Genomic DNA, 17,106 nt, shown 5'->3' on the forward strand with positions numbered 1-17,106 from the left:
GCCAGACCGGTCATTCGCGCTAGACCTGCTGCAAGGCCGTGTTCAAGGCATCTTCCAGCTCGCTTTTGTAGCGCAGGTAATGCGCGGTCTGCGCCTGTTGACCGGCCAGCACGGCGGACAGGTCGAGGTCGGTGATGTAGCAGGGGTAGCGTTCACCGCCGGCGCGCTGGGCGAGGATGTGCTGAGCCACGGCGCGATACAGTTCGCGGCCGTACTCCAATTCAGAGAATTCGCGGTGGTTACAGTACAGTGTGACGTGGCGCTGACGGCCGTCGCCCGGCTCGACGATGGCTTGCACGTCGTAGAACGGGTGGCTGATCTGCGCCTCGGGCGCCAGTCGTCGTTCGAGGCGTTGGGCGCGCAGTGGTGCATCTGGTAGCAACTGGTAGTAGAGAATTTCCAGTGCTGGCTCGTTATCCGCGCCGTCGAGCGGCAGCATGGCGTTACGCCGATACAGCAACGACTGCAGGAAGCGCTGGATCGGTGTGAGCAGGCTCTGTTCGTCGCGAAACGGCAGGCGTCGGCGCCAGAGCGCATTGCGTTCATCGAGCAGGGTCAGTTCCGCTTCGCCACTGGCTTCGTGCAGACGGTAGAACAGCTGGATGCATTGCGGCCGGCCCATGGGCAGGATCAGTGCCAGGTCGTCGCCATCGAGAGCGTGACGATCCAGATGCAGCGGGCTGTAGAGCGCCTGCTCGGCGCCAAGGTGCTCCAGCAGCGCCGGCAGGTCACCCAGCGCCGCGTGGCTGACCTGGCCAGGTGTCAGCTGCAGCACGTGGTAATGCTGGCGCACCTGTACCAGATAGCGTGACTGGCGCCCTTCGGCGTAGGTAGTGAACAGGTCGCGCAGCAGCTCGTCGACGCGCTCGGCAATCGGTTGTGCCCGGTTACGGCAGAAGCAGCGCACCTGCACCTTGGGCTGCGGGCCACCGACCGGCAGGCTGTTGAGCAGATCGCTCAGGCAATCGAGCAGTGCGTCCTGGCCGTCATAACGGCTGACCTGCAGTTCGTTCCAGCTGTTGAGCACGACCTGATCGAGGGTCAGCACCAGGTTTTCACGTACGCCGGAATACCCTAAGGCATCGGTGCGTCCGGTGGTCATGTGCACGTTCATCTGGCTGTGCTGCTTGAGCGGGTCGACCCCGACATTGACCAGTAACAGCACCTGGCTGGGGACGCTGGCGCGCAGCAAGGCGGCTTCTTCGACACTGGGTTGTGGCAAGGGGAAGCTTTGCTGCAGGCTGCCGATCAGGTTCGACAGTTCGAAATCGGTGAGATCGCTGCTGCCCGGATGCAGCGACAGGCGTGTGCTGCTGTCGATCACCCCATTGCGATGGCACCAGGCGAGCAGTTCGATCAATTCGCGCGCGCGCTTGAGCGGGGCGAAGTCGCTCCATTCCTGCGCGCCCAGGCTACCGTTGAACAGCGCCCACTGGTAATCGTTGGGCGCCTCGGGGCTCGGGTGCTGCACCAGAGTCAGGGTGTCTTCGGCCAAGTCTGGAGCGATGCCGGGGTTGATGAACTCCACCTTGCCCGCCTTGCGTTCGAAGGCGGCGTACAGGCGCCGACCCAGCACATTGAGATCGCGGGTGTTCAGCGAACTGCCGGCCTCGGCGCTGCGGGCGAATTGTGAAAGAAAGCGGTAACTGTAGGTCAGCTCGTTGACCAGCACGCGGCGCTCGGCAGCGACCTGACGTACCTTCCACTGGCTGCGACTGTCGAGCACGTTGAGCTGGCGGGCCTGCCAACCCCATTCCGCGGTCAGACGCTCCAGCAGCAGACGCTGCCAGCTCTTGCTGCGACCGCGCGTCGGCGGGCGGCTGATCTTCTTGTTGACCTTGAGGTACAGGCAGCGGCGGATCAGTTCGAGCCGTTCGTGATCGCCGCGTGTGCTCAGGTACTCTTCCAATCGGCGGTAGACGACGATGTAGGGGTCGAGCTCGTCCAGGTCCAGACGACCCTCGAACACCGCCTGCTTGAAACGCAGCGCCAGGCACTCGACCTTGGGGTGCTCGCTGGCGTAGACCTCGGTGAGCAGCAGCTTGAGCGCGGATTTGTAGGGCGACTCGATGCCCTTGTACAGCTGCCACATGCCGGCGCCGATGAACTCTTCCGGCGGAATGCGCGCCAGGTTGCCGAGATCGAGGACGTCCTCGGCGCGCACGAAACGCTTGCTCAGCAGGGTGCGGCAGTAGTCGTGGTAACGCGCCTCCTCGTAAACCGGTACCAGCCACCAGATCGGTGTGCGTCCGCCAAGCCAGATCGCGGTGCGGTAAAACTCGTCGAGCAACAAATAGTGTTGGGTGGTGCCGCAGTCGTCCGAGGTCAGCTGAGCCTCGCGTGCGCCCTGGGTGAAGCGCTGCGGATCGACCAGAAAGACGTGCACCTCGGCGCCCTGGGTGGCGGCCCAGCTCTCCAGTTGGTCGCACTTCTTGCGCAGGTCCTGCAGTTCCTGCGCGGTGAGGTTGGGCGAGTGGCACAGCCACAGGTCCATATCGCTCTGCTCGGCCTGTGCCACGGTGCCCAGGCTGCCCATCAGGAACAGACCATGCAGGGGCGCTGCGCCCTGGCCACGACGTGGCTTGTAGACGAACGAGCGGGTCAGGCGCTGGACTTCGGCCAGGCTGGCATCATCTGGCTCGAACCCGCTGAGGCCAGCCGGCGTGCTGGCCGAGACGTAGCCGGGCAACAGCGGATGGTTGACGTGCAGTAGCAGCGGCAGTAGCTTGAGGACCAACTGCTGGCGCGTGGACAGCGCCTCCATGGCCCGCTGCAGGCGACCCTGATTGATCTGCAGAAAACGTGCGCGCAGTTGTGCCAGCACCTTGCGGTCGATGCCGTCATCGATATCGGGGCGTATTTCCTGCGTGCGCGTCATGCTCGAACTCAACTGCGGATGCTGCAAGCCTATCAGCGGCGTGCTCGCCAGTGCAGTGCCTTGACGCTTTATCGCCCGTTACGCCGCTCTCTGAAGAGCGGCTAGCTAATGCCGATCAGAATTCGCGGCGTAGCACCGGTGACTGAGCGGCATTAGTCGGTGGGCGATTGAGGTTAAACGGGGGTGGTCTGGCGAGTCGAAAGAATGGTTAGCAGCGCTTGTGCGTGCTCGGCAGCATCGATGCCCAGGCTGGTCAGGTAACCGCCATCGGCCTGGCTCACCAGGCCTTTTTCGTGGAGGCGAGTAATGGCGCCTTGTGCCTTGAATGAGGCGTTGTTGTGCACTTTCAGCCCTTCCTGATGATTGTCCAGGTTGTACAGGGCGAGGATTTCCAGCTCGTCGATCAGGTCAGCGGTGAATGACTTCATGGTGACTCCGTCTTGTTGTTATGGCGCTCTTGCAGTGTAGAGCCATGCGCGGTGCTCTGCCCATCAATGAGTTGCCAGTTGGCGAGAATTCGCTGGTAGGTGCCATCCTGCCGGATTTGCCGCATGCCCGCATCGAAGTCGTGCAGCAAGGCCTCGGCCTGTGGATGATGGCGAGAAAAGGTCAGGTAGAGCTGCGGGTGATGCACCCTGGCCAGGGCCTTGAACTGGCCGACCAGCTCGGGATTGTCGCGCAGCAGCGCCTCGGTGGTGCCGCGAAAGGCGATCACGTAGTCCACCCGATCACGCTGCAGCATGAGAAAACCGTTGATATCGCGTCGCACCGCAATGCGCTGGATATCCGCATAGTTGTCGAAGTATTCGCCGTAGGTGTAGCCGATGGTGACGGCCACGCGTTTGCCGTCAATGGCGTCCAGGTCATCGAGTGCCTCGGCGTCGGCGCGGCCCCAGAGCAGGATATCGTCGCTGAACAGCACCTCCTGCGGCAGCAGAAACTCTGCGCGGATGTTCGCGTCGGGTGTGGTGTTGAAGCAGCCCGCGAGGCTGCCCGAACGCGCCAGCTCCATACAGCGCGAATAGGGGTAGGGCGCCAACTCTACGGATGCATTACTGGCGGCGAAGGCGGCGCGGACAATGTCGGCCGACATGCCCTCGATGCGCTCATTGCGCCAGGCCGTGTAGGGGTACCAGTCGTCCTCGGCACCAATACGCGGCGTTTCCGCTCGCACGATGCTGGCTCCGCTCAAGCAGAGGGCGCAGACCAGCAGAGCGATGAATCTAGGCAGCGTACAGGCCATCGAAGGTGGCACCTTCTCGGTCGGGATTGGTTGTGACAGTAGCAATCTGCCTGCCAGTCCGGCCAGTGGCCTGGGTCAATCCTTGCTCAGTTTTCCTCCGACAGCTCCGGCAGGGCGCGCAGGGCTTGCTCGTACCAGGCACCGTCGAAGGGGCGGTCGTCACGCAGCATGGCATCGACCTCGTGGGCCAGCACCAGCGCCATCAGCTCGAGAATTTCCTCGCGCTCGTAACCCACCAATGTCAGCTTGTTGTACACCGCCTTGGCGGCGGCGGGCTCGCCACTTTCCAGCTGATTCTCGATGGCCTGGATCAGGGTGGCTTCGGCGAAATCTTCGTCTTCTTGCTCGTTGTTTTGGCTCATGTTCGCTTTCTCATTGATTGCTGGCAGCAAAATCCAGCAGTGCCTGACCGGCCAGGCGATAGGTGGTCCACTCGCTCTGCGGACGGGCACCGAAGGATTCGTAGAAGTCGATGGCCGGCGTGTTCCAGTCAAGCACTGACCACTCGAAACGACCACAGTCGCGGGCTACGGCCAGTTGCGCCAAATGACGCAGCAGCGCCTTACCGGCCCCCAAGCCCCGGGCTTCGGGGCTGACGTAGAGGTCTTCCAGATAAAGACCGTGCTTGCCCAGCCAGGTGGAATAGTTGAAGAAGTACACCGCGTAGCCGATGGGTTGGCCATCGTTCTCGCAGATCAGGCCATGGGCGGTACTGTCTTCGGCGAACAGACTGTCGCGGATGCCGGCCGCGTCGGTTTTCACCTCATGTTCGGCCTTCTCGTAGATGGCCAGGTCGGTGATGAAGCGCAGGATCAGCTCGGCGTCTTCAGGGGTGGCGGGGCGGATGTGCAGGGGCATGAGTCTCTCCGGGCGCTGCAATAAGGTGCCGGGGCAGGTGCTTACAGCGCGTTTTCGTTCAGGTGCATCAAAGACGCAGGCCTAGATTGACCATCAGCGCGGCATTGCCCAGCAATACCAGCTCGGCCGCCATCCCGTGGCCCTGCACGCCTAGCGAAGGAATGATCGCTGGCGCTACTCTGAGGTGATTGAGGGGGATCTTGTCGCGGTATTCGCCACGGTAGCCGTGCAGCAGGCCACTCGTCAGCTTGGCGTAGAACGGATGGTTGTCACTCTCGAAGCGCCGCCCCACATAAGCATATTGCGAGCTCTGGTCGAAAGAGTTGCGAAAGACCGCGCCGCCCCAGAGATTGCCGGATGCATAACCACGCTCCAGGCCGATCAGGCGTTGGTGGTTATTGTGGTCGGGCTCGGGGTTGTAGTGGCGGGTGTAGACGCTCGTCTGCACTTGCCAGTAGTCGTGTTCAGTCGCGACTGCTGATGTTGCCAGCAGGCTCAGTAGCAGGGTCGTAGGGAGTGTGTAACGCATGGCGACCTCCTGTTCGAATGGCCTGCCTTGGCAGGGGCGGCGTGCCGCCGCCCCTTTGCGACCTCAGCGGCTGGCGAGAAGTTCGCCGCCACGCACCACTGCGGCACGTACCTGATTCGGCGCGGTGCCGCCGATATGGTCACGGGCGCCGACCGAGCCTTCCAGAGTCAGTACGGCGAATACGTCATCACCGATCTGGTCGCTGAACTGACGCAGTTCGTCCAGGCTCATTTCAGCCAGATCCTTGCCCGTCTGTACGCCATATTTCACGGCGTGACCGACGATTTCGTGGCAGTCGCGGAAGGGCAAGCCCTTACGCACCAGGTAATCGGCCAGGTCGGTGGCGGTGGAGAAGCCGCGCAGCGCTGCCTCGCGCATGATCTCGCGTTTGGGCTTGATCGCCGGCACCATGTCGGCGAAGGCACGCAGGCTGTCGCGCAGGGTGTCGGCGGCGTCGAACAGCGGTTCCTTGTCTTCCTGGTTGTCCTTGTTGTAGGCCAGCGGCTGACCTTTCATCAGGGTCAGTAGGCCGGTCAGGGCGCCGAACACACGGCCGGTCTTGCCGCGCACCAGTTCAGGCACGTCCGGGTTCTTTTTCTGCGGCATGATCGAGGAGCCGGTGCAGAAACGATCCGGCAGATCGATGAACTGGAACTGGGCGCTGGTCCACAGCACCAGCTCTTCGGAGAAGCGCGACAGGTGCATCATCGCCAGCGAGGCGGCGGCGCAGAATTCGATGGCGAAGTCGCGATCGGAAACACCGTCGAGCGAGTTGCCGCCAACGGCGTCAAAACCGAGCAGTTCGGCGGTGATCTCGCGGGCAATCGGGTAGGTGGTGCCGGCCAGCGCTGCCGAGCCCAGTGGCATGCGGTTGGTGCGCTTGCGGCAGTCGACCAGGCGCTCGTAGTCGCGGCTTAGCATCTCGAACCAGGCCAGCAGATGGTGGCCGAAGGTCACCGGTTGTGCGGTCTGCAGGTGGGTGAAGCCGGGCATGATGGTGTCCGCTTCGGCTTCGGCCAGGCCCAGCAGTCCCTGCTGCAGGCGGGTGATCTCGGCAAGGATGATGTCGATCTCGTCGCGCAGCCACAGACGGATGTCGGTGGCCACCTGGTCGTTACGCGAGCGGCCGGTGTGCAGCTTCTTGCCGGTGACGCCGATGCGGTCGGTCAGGCGTGCCTCGATGTTCATGTGCACATCTTCCAGGTCGACGCGCCAGTCGAACTGGCCGGCTTCGATCTCTGCCTGGATCTGCTTGAGGCCGTCGACGATGGCCTCACGCTCGGCATCGGTCAGCACGCCGACCTTGGCCAGCATGCTGGCATGGGCCATGGAGCCCATGATGTCGTGGCGATAGAGGCGCTTGTCGAATTCGACCGAGGCGGTGAAACGGGCGACGAAGGCGTCGACTGGCTCGCTGAAGCGGCCGCCCCAGGATTGGTTGGTTTTTTCGCTGCTCATGATTTGGGCTCGGGATCGGGCGGGCCACGTTGGCGGCCAGCATGACGGACAAAGTGCGTCGATAATAACAGGGTCGGCAGGCGTTTCGCCGCGCCGCATTCGCCGTCGGCCAGGGGGCGGTGTTGTCGGTTGCTTCACAAATCTATCGCGAAGGCGGCATTTCGGTGCTTTATTTTGTCCGGCCGGTGCCGTCTGGCTTGCCGGCTAGCAGGGCGACACGGAAACTGCGTCGATGCACACACAATCGCTTGCCAAGAACAAACCCAAGGTGGCCATCGACGATTTCTTCGTCCCGGAACTGTGCCAGCCAGAAGCGCTGCTGAGCATGGTGCTGCTGGCCGAGCTGCTGGTACTGGTGCTGGTGCTCGCCGAACCCATGACGCCGGGATTCGACTGGGTACGCCTGGCCCTGACCTCGCTGTTCGTGCAGTGGATCGTACTGCTGTCGGCTGCCGTGCTCTGTCGCCTGCGACCCCTGCTGGCGCGCCTGCGCCCAGCGTTGGCGGGCTGTCTGTGCAGCGCTCTGGTGGTGCTGCTGGCCCTGGGGTGCACGGCCGTGGCCGATTATTACGACCTGGGCGGGCCGCTGCCGCGTAGTGGTGAGGTGAATCTTTATCTACGCCATGCGTTGATCAGCCTGATCATGTCTGCACTGCTGCTACGCTATTTCTATCTGCAGAGCCAATGGCGTCGGCAGGAGCAGGCCGAGCTGCGTGCGCGGATCGAATCGTTGCAGGCGCGGATTCGCCCGCACTTTCTGTTCAATAGCCTCAACAGCATTGCCAGCCTGGTCACGCTTGATCCATACAAGGCCGAGCAGGCGGTGCTGGATCTGTCCGATCTGTTTCGCGCCAGCCTGGCCAAACCTGGCACGCTGGTGCCGTGGAAGGAGGAACTGGAACTGGCGAAACGATATCTGTCGATCGAGCACTATCGGCTCGGCGAGCGACTACAGTTGCAGTGGGAGGTCGAAGGTGTGCCGGAGGATCTGCCGATTCCCCAGCTGACCCTGCAGCCTCTGTTGGAGAATGCGCTGATCTATGGCATCGCGCCACGTATCGAAGGTGGCCTGGTGCGGGTCGAAGCGGATTACCAGGATGGTGTGTTCAGCTTGTGTGTCAGCAATCCGTATGAAGAGCGGGGCGAGCAGCACCCGTCGCGGGGAACGCACCAAGCGCTGAGTAATATCGATGCGCGCCTGGCGGCACTTTTTGGGCCGCGCGCGAGTCTCAGCGTGGAGCGCCGTGACGGCCGTCATTACAGCTGTCTACGCTATCCTTGTGCGAGACTCACGCAGGAAGCCAGAGCAATATGAATGTCCTGATCGTCGATGACGAACCCCTCGCCCGCGAGCGCCTCAGCCGCATGATCGGTGAGCTCGAGGGTTACCGGGTCCTGGAGCCCGCCGCCAGCAATGGCGAGGAAGCCCTGACCCTGATCGATAGCCTCAAGCCGGACGTGGTCCTGCTCGATATCCGCATGCCCGGCCTCGACGGCCTGCAGGTCGCTGCCAAGTTGTGCGAGCGTGAAGCGCCTCCCGCAGTGATCTTCTGCACGGCCCACGACGAGTTCGCCCTGGAAGCCTTCCAGGTCAGCGCGGTGGGGTATCTGGTCAAGCCGGTGCGCCCCGAGAGCCTGAGCGAAGCGCTGAAAAAAGCCGAACGGCCCAACCGTGTACAACTTGCGGCCCTGACCCGGCCGGCGGCGGAGACCGGCGGCGGCCCGCGTACCCACATCAGCGCGCGGACCCGCAAGGGTATCGAGCTGATTCCGCTGGATCACGTGGTGTACTTCATTGCTGATCACAAGTACGTGACCCTGCGCCACGCAGGCGGCGAAGTGCTGCTGGATGAGCCATTGAAGGCACTGGAAGACGAGTTCGGTGATCGCTTCGTGCGCATTCATCGCAATGCCCTGGTCGCCCGCGAGCGTATCGAGCGTCTGCAGCGCACGCCGCTCGGACACTTCCAGCTGTTCCTCAAAGGGCTCGAGGGCGATTCGCTGGTGGTCAGCCGTCGCCACGTGGCGGGTGTGCGCAAGTTGATGCAGGCGCTTTAACGGGCGCCGGCTGCGGCCTATGGCCGCCTCCTTCTGCCGGCGTCGGGCGAGCCTGTTATTATTCGCGGCAATCCGTTTTCTGGAATTGCCCCATGTCCCGCGAAATTCGCATCGCCACCCGTAAGAGCGCCCTGGCCCTGTGGCAGGCCGAATATGTCAAAGCCCGTCTGGAGCAGGCCCATCCCGGCCTGAAGGTCAGCCTGGTGCCGATGGTCAGCCGCGGCGACAAGCTGCTCGACGCACCGCTGGCGAAGATCGGTGGCAAGGGGTTGTTCGTCAAGGAACTGGAAACCGCACTGCTGGAAAACCAGGCTGATATCGCCGTGCACTCGATGAAGGACGTGCCGATGGACTTCCCCGAAGGGCTGGGTCTGTACTGCATCTGCGAGCGTGAAGACCCGCGCGACGCTTTCGTCTCCAACACCTACGACAGCCTCGATGTACTGCCTGCTGGCAGTGTGGTCGGTACTTCCAGCCTGCGCCGCCAAGCCCAGTTGCTGGCGCGCCGGCCGGACCTGAAGATCCAGTTCCTGCGTGGCAACGTCAATACCCGCCTGGCCAAACTCGATGCTGGCGAGTACGACGCCATCATCCTCGCTGCTGCCGGTCTGATTCGCCTGGGTTTCGAGGATCGCATCCGCAGCTCGATCAGTGCTGAGGACAGCCTGCCGGCTGGCGGCCAGGGCGCCGTGGGCATCGAGTGCCGTAGCGCCGACACTGACGTGCATGCCCTGCTGGCGCCACTGCATCATCGTGAGACTGCGTTACGTGTCACCGCCGAGCGTGCACTGAACAAGCACCTCAATGGCGGCTGTCAGGTGCCTATCGCCTGTTATGCCCTGCTCGAGAATGACCAGTTGTGGCTGCGTGGCCTGGTTGGCCAGCCTGACGGCGGCCTGCTGCTGCGCGCTGAAGAGCGCGCTGCCAGCGGTGATGCCGAAGCCCTGGGCGTGCGCGTCGCCGAGGCGCTGCTAGCGCAGGGGGCCGATGCCATTCTCAAGGCCGTCTACGGTGAGGCTGGTCACTCTTGAGCGCCTGGCGCCTGCTGCTGACTCGTCCTGCTGAGGATTGTGCGGCGCTGGCGCAGGCCCTGGGCGCACAGGGCGTCGCCAGCCACTGCATGCCGCTGCTGGCCATCGAAGCGCTGGATGAGACCCCGCAGCAACGCAGCACCTTCGCCGCGTTGCAACGCTACAGTGCGGTGATCGTGGTCAGTAAGCCGGCGGCTCGGATTGGCCTGCGGCTGTTGACCCAATATGCGGCGCCGACACCCGATCTGCCCTGGTTCAGCGTCGGTGCTGCCACTGCAGCCGTGCTTGCCGAACACGGCTTGCATGTGCACTTCCCTGACTCGGGCGATGACAGCGAAGCGCTGCTCGCTCTGCCGATGCTACAGCAGGCTATTGCCGCGGCATCTGCGCCGCGAGTTCTGATCCTGCGTGGTGAAGGTGGCCGAGAATTCCTTGCCGAGCGCTTGCGCGGCCAAGGTGTGACAGTCGACTATCTGCCACTGTATCGCCGTGTACTGCCGCAGTACGCGGTGGGTGAGCTGAACCGGCGGGTGTTAGCGGAACGCCTGAACGGCCTGGTTGTCAGCAGTGGACAGGGTTTCGAACATCTGCTGCAGCTCGCCGGCGATGACTGGCCGGCGTTGGCTCGGCTACCCTTGTTCGTACCCAGCCCGCGCGTCGCCGAGCAGGCGCGCAATGCGGGTGCGGAGATCGTTGTGGACTGTCGTGGCGCCAGTGCCGCGGCCTTGCAGGCAGCCTTGGAGCAGTTTCCGGCTGCCGCCCTCTAAAAGGACGGATACGTGAGCGAAGCATCCACCCCGAACACGCCAGAAGAAAAACCGGCCAGCGAAGCCGTGAACCCCACGCCAGCACCGCCACCGGCGAAGGCACCACGCAGCGGTGGCGGCGGCCTCGCCGCGTTCGCCCTGCTGATCGGTTTGGCAGGTGCCGGTGCTGGTGGCTGGAGCCTTTGGCAATTGCACGACATGCAGAGCCGGGACCAGCAGCAGGCTGAAGACCTGCAGCGCACTCGCGACGACAGCGCGAAGAAAGTGGATGAATTGGCCCAGCGCCTGGATTCCCGCCTGTCCGCCCTGCCCAGCGCAACTGAACTGGACGAGCGCCGTCGTTTGCTGGCCAACCTGCAGAACGATCAACAGCGCATGAGCCAGCGTCTGGAAAGCGTGCTCGATGGCAGCCGCCAGGATTGGCGCCTGGATGAAGCCGAGCACCTGCTGCGACTGGCCACCTTGAGATTGTCCGCGCTGCAGGATGTTGCTTCAGCCGAGGCGCTGGTACAGGCAGCCGATGAAATTCTCCGTGAACAGGATGACCCTGCGGCCTTTGCTGCCCGCGAGCAGCTCAGCCGTAGCCTGGAAGCACTGCGCACCACGGCGCGTCCGGATCGTGTCGGCCTGTTCCTGCAACTGGGTGCCCTGCGTGAGCAGGCGGCGACCCTCAATCCCCTGGCGCCGACCTTCGAAGGGCAGGGTGATGTGCTCTCTGAGCTGGCAGCCGAAGGCGATGGCAGTGCCTGGTGGAGTGAGTGGGTGAAGAAGCTTTCGGATTATTTCCGTATCGAATTCGATGCTGATCGCAACGTACGCCCACTGTTGTCCGGGCAAAGTCTGTCGCAGGTCCGGCTGAGCTTGTCGCTGGCGATCGAGCAGGCACAGTGGGCAGCGTTGCATGGCCAGACCGGTGTCTACCAGCAGTCGTTGAAGCAGGCCGAAGAAATTCTCGATGCCCACTTCAATCTGGACAACCCAGACAGTCGTGCGCTGCGCCAGCGCTTCGGCGAACTGGCTGACGCCAGCATCGAGGTCAAGGTGCCTGACCTGAACGAGTCGCTCGACGCGCTACAGGCCTACCTGCAACGTAAACAGGCGCAACGTCGGCAGGGGGCCGCCGCGGCCAAGGAGGCGCAATGAGACGCCTGATCTGGCTTCTGCTACTGCTGGCCTTCGCAGCCGGACTGTATCTGCTCAGTCTGGCCATTGAGGCTGATCGCGGCTATGTGCTGTTCGCCTACCAGGGCTTCCGTTACCAGTCCGGCCTGTGGGCGTTCCTTGGCCTGCTGGTGGTCGTCGTGGTGCTGTACTACCTGATCAAGTGGACCTTACGCCTGTTGCTCAGCTCGACGCGATTGGCCAACCCGTGGTCGCGCTTGCATCGCAATCGTCGCGTGCGCCTGGCCTCCGAGCAGGGTATGCAGGATCTGGCCGAAGGGCGCTGGGCGCGTGCGCAGCGTCAGCTGACCCGCGCCGCCGAAGCCGATGATCGGCCGCTGATGTATTACCTGGGCGCCGCGCGAGCCGCCAGCAAGCTTGGCCAGCACGAACAGAGCGACGCGTTGCTCGAGCGTGCATTGAGCAAGCAGCCGCAGGCCGAGCTGGCGATTGCCCTGACCCACGCCGAGCTGCAGCGCAATCGTGGCGACAGTGAGGCCGCGCTGGAAACCCTGCAGGCGATGCGTGAGCGCCATCCGGGGCATCATCTGGTGTTGCGTCAGCTGCAGCGGCTGTACTTGCAGCGGCAGGACTGGTCGGCGCTGCTTGGGCTGCTGCCTGAGCTGCGCAAGGAAAAAGCACTGCCAGCCGCCGAGCTCGACGAATTGGAGCGTGAGACCTGGCGTGGTCGTCTGGCCGATATCGGGCATGCTGGTCTGAGCGATGGTGAGACCGCTTTGCAGCCGCTGACGCAGGCCTGGCAGCAGTTGTCCACCCCACTGCGTCAGGAGCCCGAACTGATCGCCACCTATGTCGAGCAACTGCGGCGTCTCGGCGCGCAGGAAGAGGCCGAGACCGTTCTGCGCAGCGCCCTCAAGCGTGGTTATGACAGCCGTCTGGCACGTTTCTATGGCGTGCTGCGAGGTACCGATCCGGCCGGTCAGCTGCAAACGGCCGAACTCTGGCTCAAGCAGCATCCTCAGGACCCAGCCTTGTTGCTGACTCTGGGGCGCCTGTGTCTGCAGAACCAGCTTTGGGGTAAGGCGCGCGACTACTTCGAGACCAGCCTGAAAATCGAGCGTCACCCGGAGACCTGTGCCGAGCTGGCGCGTCTGCTGGCGCAACTGGGCGAGCTGGAGCGCAGTAATCAGTTGCTGCTCGAGAGTCTCGGCCTGCTGCATCAGGGCTTGCCGCCGCTGCCGCAGCCGCAGGGTGTGACAGCCTGAACGCTTGCGGCAGATTGCCGCGGTTGGCCCGCCGCACGGACGAGGGGGCATTCCCGCATGATGAACAGTCTGCTTTGAGCACGAGGGCGCCTTGAAAGGCGCCCTCGCTTTCCTCTACCGTACTGCCCTCGATTTCCTTCCCGGAGCCACCATGCACTTGGCCAGTCCGCGTCCCCTGTTTTTCCTGGCATTCATCGGTTGTGTACTGCTGATGGCGGCTGCGCTTTACCTGGAACATGTTGTCGGGCTGGAACCCTGCCCGATGTGCGTGCTGCAACGCATCTGTGTGGTGCTGTTCGGTGTGGTCTGCCTGGTCGCTGCGATTCACGGGCCGGGTAGCGTAGGCCGCCGTGTCTACGCCGTGCTGGCGCTGCTGTTCGCCGGTGCCGGCGCTGCTACTGCTGGCCGGCAGATCTGGCTGCAGAGCGTGCCGGCTGATCAGCTCGAGGCCTGTCTGCCGAGTCTCGAGTTCATGATGGAAGCCTTGCCGATGCAGGACATCGTGCGTCTGGTCTTTCAGGGTAGCGCCGATTGCGCTGAGGTGAAGTGGACGCTGTTCGGCATGAGCATCCCCGAGTGGAGCCTGCTGGGTTTCATCGGCATGCTCGGGTTCTGCTTGCTCCAGCTGCTGCGTCGCGATTGAGAATGCGAATTGCACAAAGCCTCGTGGGTCGTGGCTTCGAGATTAAACGCTCGTATGAAATTATCTCGCCACGATGCCTTGATGGTGTGTGCCCACGAGCATAATCTGGCTCGCACACAGCGCCGGAAAAACGCCATTTTTCGGTTGTTTTCTGAGGATCAGGTTCCGATTGACAAAAAGTCGTCGGAGTCGGCTTTTAAATGTCGCGCAGCGACGGCCAAAAGGATGGCTACCAAGGATGGCAGTCCATAAAAAACGTCTCGGGAACGGGCGTATAGCAGGCATCAGCGATAAGGGAAGCGAGGTTCATCATGCTTGATAGTTGTCGGAACGCACAGGAACGCTGGGGTGGGGTTCATCAGCTGATCGATCGCTGGCTGGGTGAGCGCCGCGAACTGGTGCTGGCCTACACCGCCCTTACCAAGGCGCCGCAGGTACCTGCCATCAACTGCGAATCCCTGCAGGGCTTCTGCGAGCTGCTGGTGGATTACGTATCAGCAGGGCACTTCGAGGTCTACGAGCAACTGACCAACGAGGCCAAGGCCTTCAACGATCAGCGTGGTCTGGAACTGGCCAAGCAGATCTACCCGCGTATCGAAGCCATTACTGCGGTAGCGCTGGCCTTCAACGACCACTGCGATAACGGTGATTGCCGTGACAGCACCTCGCTTGTCGCAGAGCTCAATCATCTGGGGCAACTGCTGCACGAGCGTTTCGAACTGGAAGACTGCCTGATCGAAGTGCTGCACAACTCCCATCAGGAACAGGCCGCCGAAGCGCTCTGAGCTTGTGCTGGCAATGGCCCGGAGCAATCCGACCATTGCCCATCAGTCGTTGCATCAAGTTTGTAGGTGCGGTGCCCCGCCGCGAATCAGGGCTGCGCGCAATTGAACAGCTTCGCCCCGTGGCGGGACTCCTACGCAAGGCCGTTTTGCAACCTTATCTGATGGGCATTGAGCCGGCAGACTGGTTTTCAGTCGGCCACTTCGAGCAGGCGTAGATCGAACACCAGTGGTGCATGGGGTGGTATCAGATCGCCCGCTCCCTCTTCCCCGTAAGCCTGATCCGATGGAATCACCAGGCGCCAGTGAGCGCCTTTCGGCATTTGCAGCAAGGCGCTGCGCCAGCCGGCGATCAGGCTGTCCAGGCGAAACCACTGCGGTGTGCTGCTTTCATCGAAGACGCTGCCATCGGCCAGCTCACCGCGGTAACTCACTTGCACGCGGCTGCGGGCAGTAGGTTTGGGGCCGCTGCCAGCGCTGAGCTCTGTCACCAGCACGCCATTGGCCAGCGCTCGCACATGTGGGCGACGAGCTTGCTCGGCGAGAAAGCGCTGCTCGGCTTCTATGGCCTTGGTATGGCGCTGTGGTGAGGCTTCGATGCGCGCTTCGTGCTCGTCGAGCAACTGCTCGATACGGCTGGACTCAAGTCGCAGGGGCTTACTCTCATAGGCCTGGCGCAAGCCTTCAAGCAGCTCGCTCAGTGGCAGGTCGGGCACCTCTTCGTGCAGGCGTTCACCCAGGCGCGCGCCGAGGCTGTAGGCCAGGTCCTGCTGATGCTGGTCGGCCTGCACGCCCAGGCTGCAGCACAGAGCGAGGGCGGCGATTACGGCGCGGCTCATGACGATGTCTCCCTATCAAAATGCTGCCGATTATGCCAGGCGAGCAGTGCCTTTGCTGTTGTGGCCAAAAGGCCTATGGCGAGGCCTCGCGGCTGCGTCTAGTATGGGCGCGTTCACATCCGCCTGGAGGCGCGCCATGTCGGCTAAGAAGAAGTCCATCACTACCCCGTTGCACCTGCTGCACCAACTGTCTGCCAGCCTGCTCGAACATCTGGAAAACGCCTGCTCGCAAGCGTTGATCGACGCCGAGAAACTGCTCGCCAAGCTGGAGAAGCAGCGTGGCAAAGCGCAGGAAAAACTGCACAAGGCCCGCAGCAAGCTGCAGGACGCCGCCGTTGCCGGCAAGGCAAAGGCGCAAGCCAAGGCCAAGGATGCAGTCGCCGAGCTGGAAGAGCTGCTCGATGCTCTCAAGGGCAGCCAGAGCGAAACCCGCACCTATATCGTTCAGCTCAAGCGTGATGCTCAGGAAAGCCTGAAGCTGGCCCAGGGCGTCGGCAAAGTGAAGGAAGCCGCTGGCAAGGCGCTGTCGGTACGAGAGGCGAAAGTGGCTGCTCCTGCCGCTAAATCTGCCAGCAAACCCGCCGCTGCGAAGAAGCCGGTAGCGGCCAAGGCGCCGGCTAAGAAGGCACCAGCCAAGCCTGCTGCTAAACCTGCCGCTGCGAAAGCCCCAGCCAAGCCCGCTGCTGCCAAGCCAGCCGCTGCAAAAGCGCCGGCCAAACCGGCGGCCGCCAAGCCTGCTACTGCAAAAGCTCCAGCTAAACCGGCCGCCGCCAAGCCTGCTGCTGCAAAGGCGCCGGCTAAACCTGCTGCTGCCAAGCCAGCCGCTGCAAAAGCGCCGGGCAAACCGGCCGCCGCCAAGCCTGCTACTGCAAAAGCTCCAGCTAAACCGGCCGCCGCCAAGCCTGCTGCGGCAAAGGCGCCGGCTAAACCTGCTGCTGCCAAGCCAGCCGCTGCAAAAGCGCCGGCCAAACCGGCCGCTGCCAAACCAGCTGCTGCAAAAGCCCCAGCTAAACCTGCTGCCGCCAAGCCAGCCGCTGCAAAGGCGCCGGCTAAACCCGCTGCTGCGAAAGCCCCCGCCAAGGCCGCGACTGCTCCCGTAGCGCCTGCTGCTCCAGCGGCCGCTCCGGCGCCTGCCTCGGCCAGTAATGGCGTCGCTGCTCCAGGTACGTCGAACGCGTCCTAACCAGTGGCAACGGCGCCGCGCAGCACTTGCAGCGCGGCGCTGTCACTTCCGGCAAGGCGTTGCAGCCAGCCGCTGCCCGCGTTCTCGCTAGGCCACTCCCTGGTCAGTGCTTCCAGTCTTTTCAACAACAGTCGTTCGGCTTCCAGTTCCAATCGTTTGAGCTGCTCGCGCAGGGGCGCCAATTCGGCATCCTGGCTCGCCGCTGCTCGCCATTGCTGGCGCGTTTGCCTTAATGGCATGACGACGTTCTGCTGCCAGGGCTGCGCCAGGTCGCACAGGGCGCGTAGATAATCCTCCCGACAAGGAATGCTGCGCTGCTCCAGCCAGGCGCCAGTCAGCAACAGGCAGACGTCGCAGCCTGAATCCTGCAGCTGAAGACAGGCACTTTCCACGCCCGGGCGAGCATAGAGTTGCACGGCGAAATTCCATAGATCCTGCACGCGGCCTCCC

General features: G+C 63.1%; 18 protein-coding genes. 9 read left to right on the forward strand and 9 right to left on the reverse strand.

The genetic code is table 11. The features are described from left to right. Positions 1-19: 19 nt before the first annotated feature. The 7 genes from BM059_RS22360 to argH all read right to left on the reverse strand — a co-directional run bounded on the left by BM059_RS22360 (position 20) and on the right by argH (position 6,966). Positions 20-2,878: a class I adenylate cyclase gene (locus BM059_RS22360; RefSeq protein ID WP_074941402.1), complete on the reverse strand. Its 2,859-nt coding sequence runs from the start codon at positions 2,876-2,878 to the stop codon at positions 20-22. A gap of 173 nt (positions 2,879-3,051) precedes the next feature. After that, a complete protein-coding gene (locus tag BM059_RS22365) occupies positions 3,052-3,306 on the reverse strand; it encodes a TIGR02647 family protein (protein ID WP_074941403.1) in 255 nt (84 codons plus the stop codon). Next, complete coding sequence (locus tag BM059_RS22370) at positions 3,303-4,052, reverse strand: substrate-binding periplasmic protein (RefSeq protein WP_244154450.1); 750 nt, start codon at positions 4,050-4,052, stop codon at positions 3,303-3,305. The genes BM059_RS22365 and BM059_RS22370 overlap by 4 nt, the downstream gene beginning before the upstream one ends. A gap of 155 nt (positions 4,053-4,207) precedes the next feature. Further along, entirely contained in the window at positions 4,208-4,483 is a 276-nt protein-coding gene (locus BM059_RS22375) for a hypothetical protein (RefSeq protein ID WP_074941405.1), read from the reverse strand. Positions 4,484-4,493: 10 nt separating this feature from the next. Then, positions 4,494-4,979 (reverse strand): GNAT family N-acetyltransferase, encoded by a 486-nt coding sequence (locus tag BM059_RS22380; protein WP_074941406.1) that lies wholly within the window; start codon positions 4,977-4,979, stop codon positions 4,494-4,496. Between the two features lie 67 nt (positions 4,980-5,046). Then, complete coding sequence (locus BM059_RS22385; protein ID WP_074941407.1) at positions 5,047-5,508, reverse strand: sn-glycerol-3-phosphate transporter; 462 nt, start codon at positions 5,506-5,508, stop codon at positions 5,047-5,049. A 63-nt stretch (positions 5,509-5,571) separates the two neighbouring features. Next, the gene (gene argH / locus BM059_RS22390) at positions 5,572-6,966 is read right to left on the reverse strand and encodes an argininosuccinate lyase (protein ID WP_074941408.1); all 1,395 of its coding nucleotides are present in this window, start codon (positions 6,964-6,966) and stop codon (positions 5,572-5,574) included. A 232-nt stretch (positions 6,967-7,198) separates the two neighbouring features. Here argH and BM059_RS22395 point away from each other — a divergent pair, with 232 nt between their 5' ends. From BM059_RS22395 to BM059_RS22430, 8 genes are all read left to right on the forward strand, one after another. Beyond that, positions 7,199-8,281, forward strand: a complete 1,083-nt coding sequence (locus BM059_RS22395) for a sensor histidine kinase (RefSeq protein ID WP_036999801.1) — start codon at positions 7,199-7,201, stop codon at positions 8,279-8,281. After that, positions 8,278-9,024 (forward strand): LytR/AlgR family response regulator transcription factor, encoded by a 747-nt coding sequence (locus tag BM059_RS22400; RefSeq protein ID WP_036999800.1) that lies wholly within the window; start codon positions 8,278-8,280, stop codon positions 9,022-9,024. The genes BM059_RS22395 and BM059_RS22400 overlap by 4 nt, the downstream gene beginning before the upstream one ends. A gap of 92 nt (positions 9,025-9,116) precedes the next feature. Continuing rightward, positions 9,117-10,055: a hydroxymethylbilane synthase gene (gene hemC / locus BM059_RS22405; protein ID WP_036999799.1), complete on the forward strand. Its 939-nt coding sequence runs from the start codon at positions 9,117-9,119 to the stop codon at positions 10,053-10,055. Next, positions 10,052-10,822, forward strand: a complete 771-nt coding sequence (locus BM059_RS22410; RefSeq protein ID WP_074941409.1) for a uroporphyrinogen-III synthase — start codon at positions 10,052-10,054, stop codon at positions 10,820-10,822. The genes hemC and BM059_RS22410 overlap by 4 nt, the downstream gene beginning before the upstream one ends. A gap of 12 nt (positions 10,823-10,834) precedes the next feature. Then, positions 10,835-11,965: a uroporphyrinogen-III C-methyltransferase gene (locus tag BM059_RS22415; RefSeq protein ID WP_074941410.1), complete on the forward strand. Its 1,131-nt coding sequence runs from the start codon at positions 10,835-10,837 to the stop codon at positions 11,963-11,965. After that, complete coding sequence (locus BM059_RS22420) at positions 11,962-13,209, forward strand: heme biosynthesis HemY N-terminal domain-containing protein (protein WP_074941411.1); 1,248 nt, start codon at positions 11,962-11,964, stop codon at positions 13,207-13,209. The genes BM059_RS22415 and BM059_RS22420 overlap by 4 nt, the downstream gene beginning before the upstream one ends. Before the next feature lie 151 nt (positions 13,210-13,360). Continuing rightward, positions 13,361-13,852, forward strand: coding sequence for a disulfide bond formation protein B (locus BM059_RS22425; protein ID WP_036999793.1), 492 nt, complete (start codon positions 13,361-13,363; stop codon positions 13,850-13,852). 311 nt (positions 13,853-14,163) lie between these two features. After that, a complete protein-coding gene (locus BM059_RS22430) occupies positions 14,164-14,637 on the forward strand; it encodes an Rsd/AlgQ family anti-sigma factor (protein WP_036999791.1) in 474 nt (157 codons plus the stop codon). Positions 14,638-14,825: 188 nt separating this feature from the next. Here the strand turns inward: BM059_RS22430 and BM059_RS22435 are convergent, their stop codons facing one another. Beyond that, positions 14,826-15,473 carry an FKBP-type peptidyl-prolyl cis-trans isomerase gene (locus BM059_RS22435; protein WP_036999788.1) on the reverse strand — a complete coding sequence of 216 codons (648 nt, stop codon included), beginning with the start codon at positions 15,471-15,473 and terminating at the stop codon, positions 14,826-14,828. 136 nt (positions 15,474-15,609) lie between these two features. Between BM059_RS22435 and BM059_RS22440 the strand changes: the two genes are divergently transcribed. After that, a complete protein-coding gene (locus BM059_RS22440; protein ID WP_074941412.1) occupies positions 15,610-16,656 on the forward strand; it encodes an AlgP family protein in 1,047 nt (348 codons plus the stop codon). Here the strand turns inward: BM059_RS22440 and BM059_RS22445 are convergent. Continuing rightward, positions 16,653-17,096 (reverse strand): TIGR02444 family protein, encoded by a 444-nt coding sequence (locus tag BM059_RS22445; RefSeq protein WP_074941413.1) that lies wholly within the window; start codon positions 17,094-17,096, stop codon positions 16,653-16,655. The two genes, BM059_RS22440 and BM059_RS22445, sit on opposite strands and share 4 nt — an antisense overlap. Positions 17,097-17,106 lie beyond the last annotated feature (10 nt).

The organism is Ectopseudomonas composti (assembly GCF_900115475.1).
Lineage (GTDB): Bacteria > Pseudomonadota > Gammaproteobacteria > Pseudomonadales > Pseudomonadaceae > Aquipseudomonas > Aquipseudomonas composti.

Excerpts from the sequence above, each read along its gene's own strand:
- BM059_RS22395 (WP_036999801.1), top strand. The coding sequence starts at position 7,199 with ATGCACACACAATCGCTTGCCAAGAACAAACCCAAGGTGGCCATCGAC.
- BM059_RS22365 (WP_074941403.1), bottom strand. The coding sequence starts at position 3,306 with ATGAAGTCATTCACCGCTGACCTGATCGACGAGCTGGAAATCCTCGCC.
- BM059_RS22400 (WP_036999800.1), top strand. The coding sequence starts at position 8,278 with ATGAATGTCCTGATCGTCGATGACGAACCCCTCGCCCGCGAGCGCCTC.
- argH (WP_074941408.1), bottom strand. The coding sequence starts at position 6,966 with ATGAGCAGCGAAAAAACCAACCAATCCTGGGGCGGCCGCTTCAGCGAG.
- BM059_RS22360 (WP_074941402.1), bottom strand. The coding sequence starts at position 2,878 with ATGACGCGCACGCAGGAAATACGCCCCGATATCGATGACGGCATCGAC.
- BM059_RS22375 (WP_074941405.1), bottom strand. The coding sequence starts at position 4,483 with ATGAGCCAAAACAACGAGCAAGAAGACGAAGATTTCGCCGAAGCCACC.
- BM059_RS22385 (WP_074941407.1), bottom strand. The coding sequence starts at position 5,508 with ATGCGTTACACACTCCCTACGACCCTGCTACTGAGCCTGCTGGCAACA.
- BM059_RS22380 (WP_074941406.1), bottom strand. The coding sequence starts at position 4,979 with ATGCCCCTGCACATCCGCCCCGCCACCCCTGAAGACGCCGAGCTGATC.
- BM059_RS22425 (WP_036999793.1), top strand. The coding sequence starts at position 13,361 with ATGCACTTGGCCAGTCCGCGTCCCCTGTTTTTCCTGGCATTCATCGGT.
- hemC (WP_036999799.1), top strand. The coding sequence starts at position 9,117 with ATGTCCCGCGAAATTCGCATCGCCACCCGTAAGAGCGCCCTGGCCCTG.
- BM059_RS22440 (WP_074941412.1), top strand. The coding sequence starts at position 15,610 with ATGTCGGCTAAGAAGAAGTCCATCACTACCCCGTTGCACCTGCTGCAC.
- BM059_RS22435 (WP_036999788.1), bottom strand. The coding sequence starts at position 15,473 with ATGAGCCGCGCCGTAATCGCCGCCCTCGCTCTGTGCTGCAGCCTGGGC.
- BM059_RS22420 (WP_074941411.1), top strand. The coding sequence starts at position 11,962 with ATGAGACGCCTGATCTGGCTTCTGCTACTGCTGGCCTTCGCAGCCGGA.
- BM059_RS22430 (WP_036999791.1), top strand. The coding sequence starts at position 14,164 with ATGCTTGATAGTTGTCGGAACGCACAGGAACGCTGGGGTGGGGTTCAT.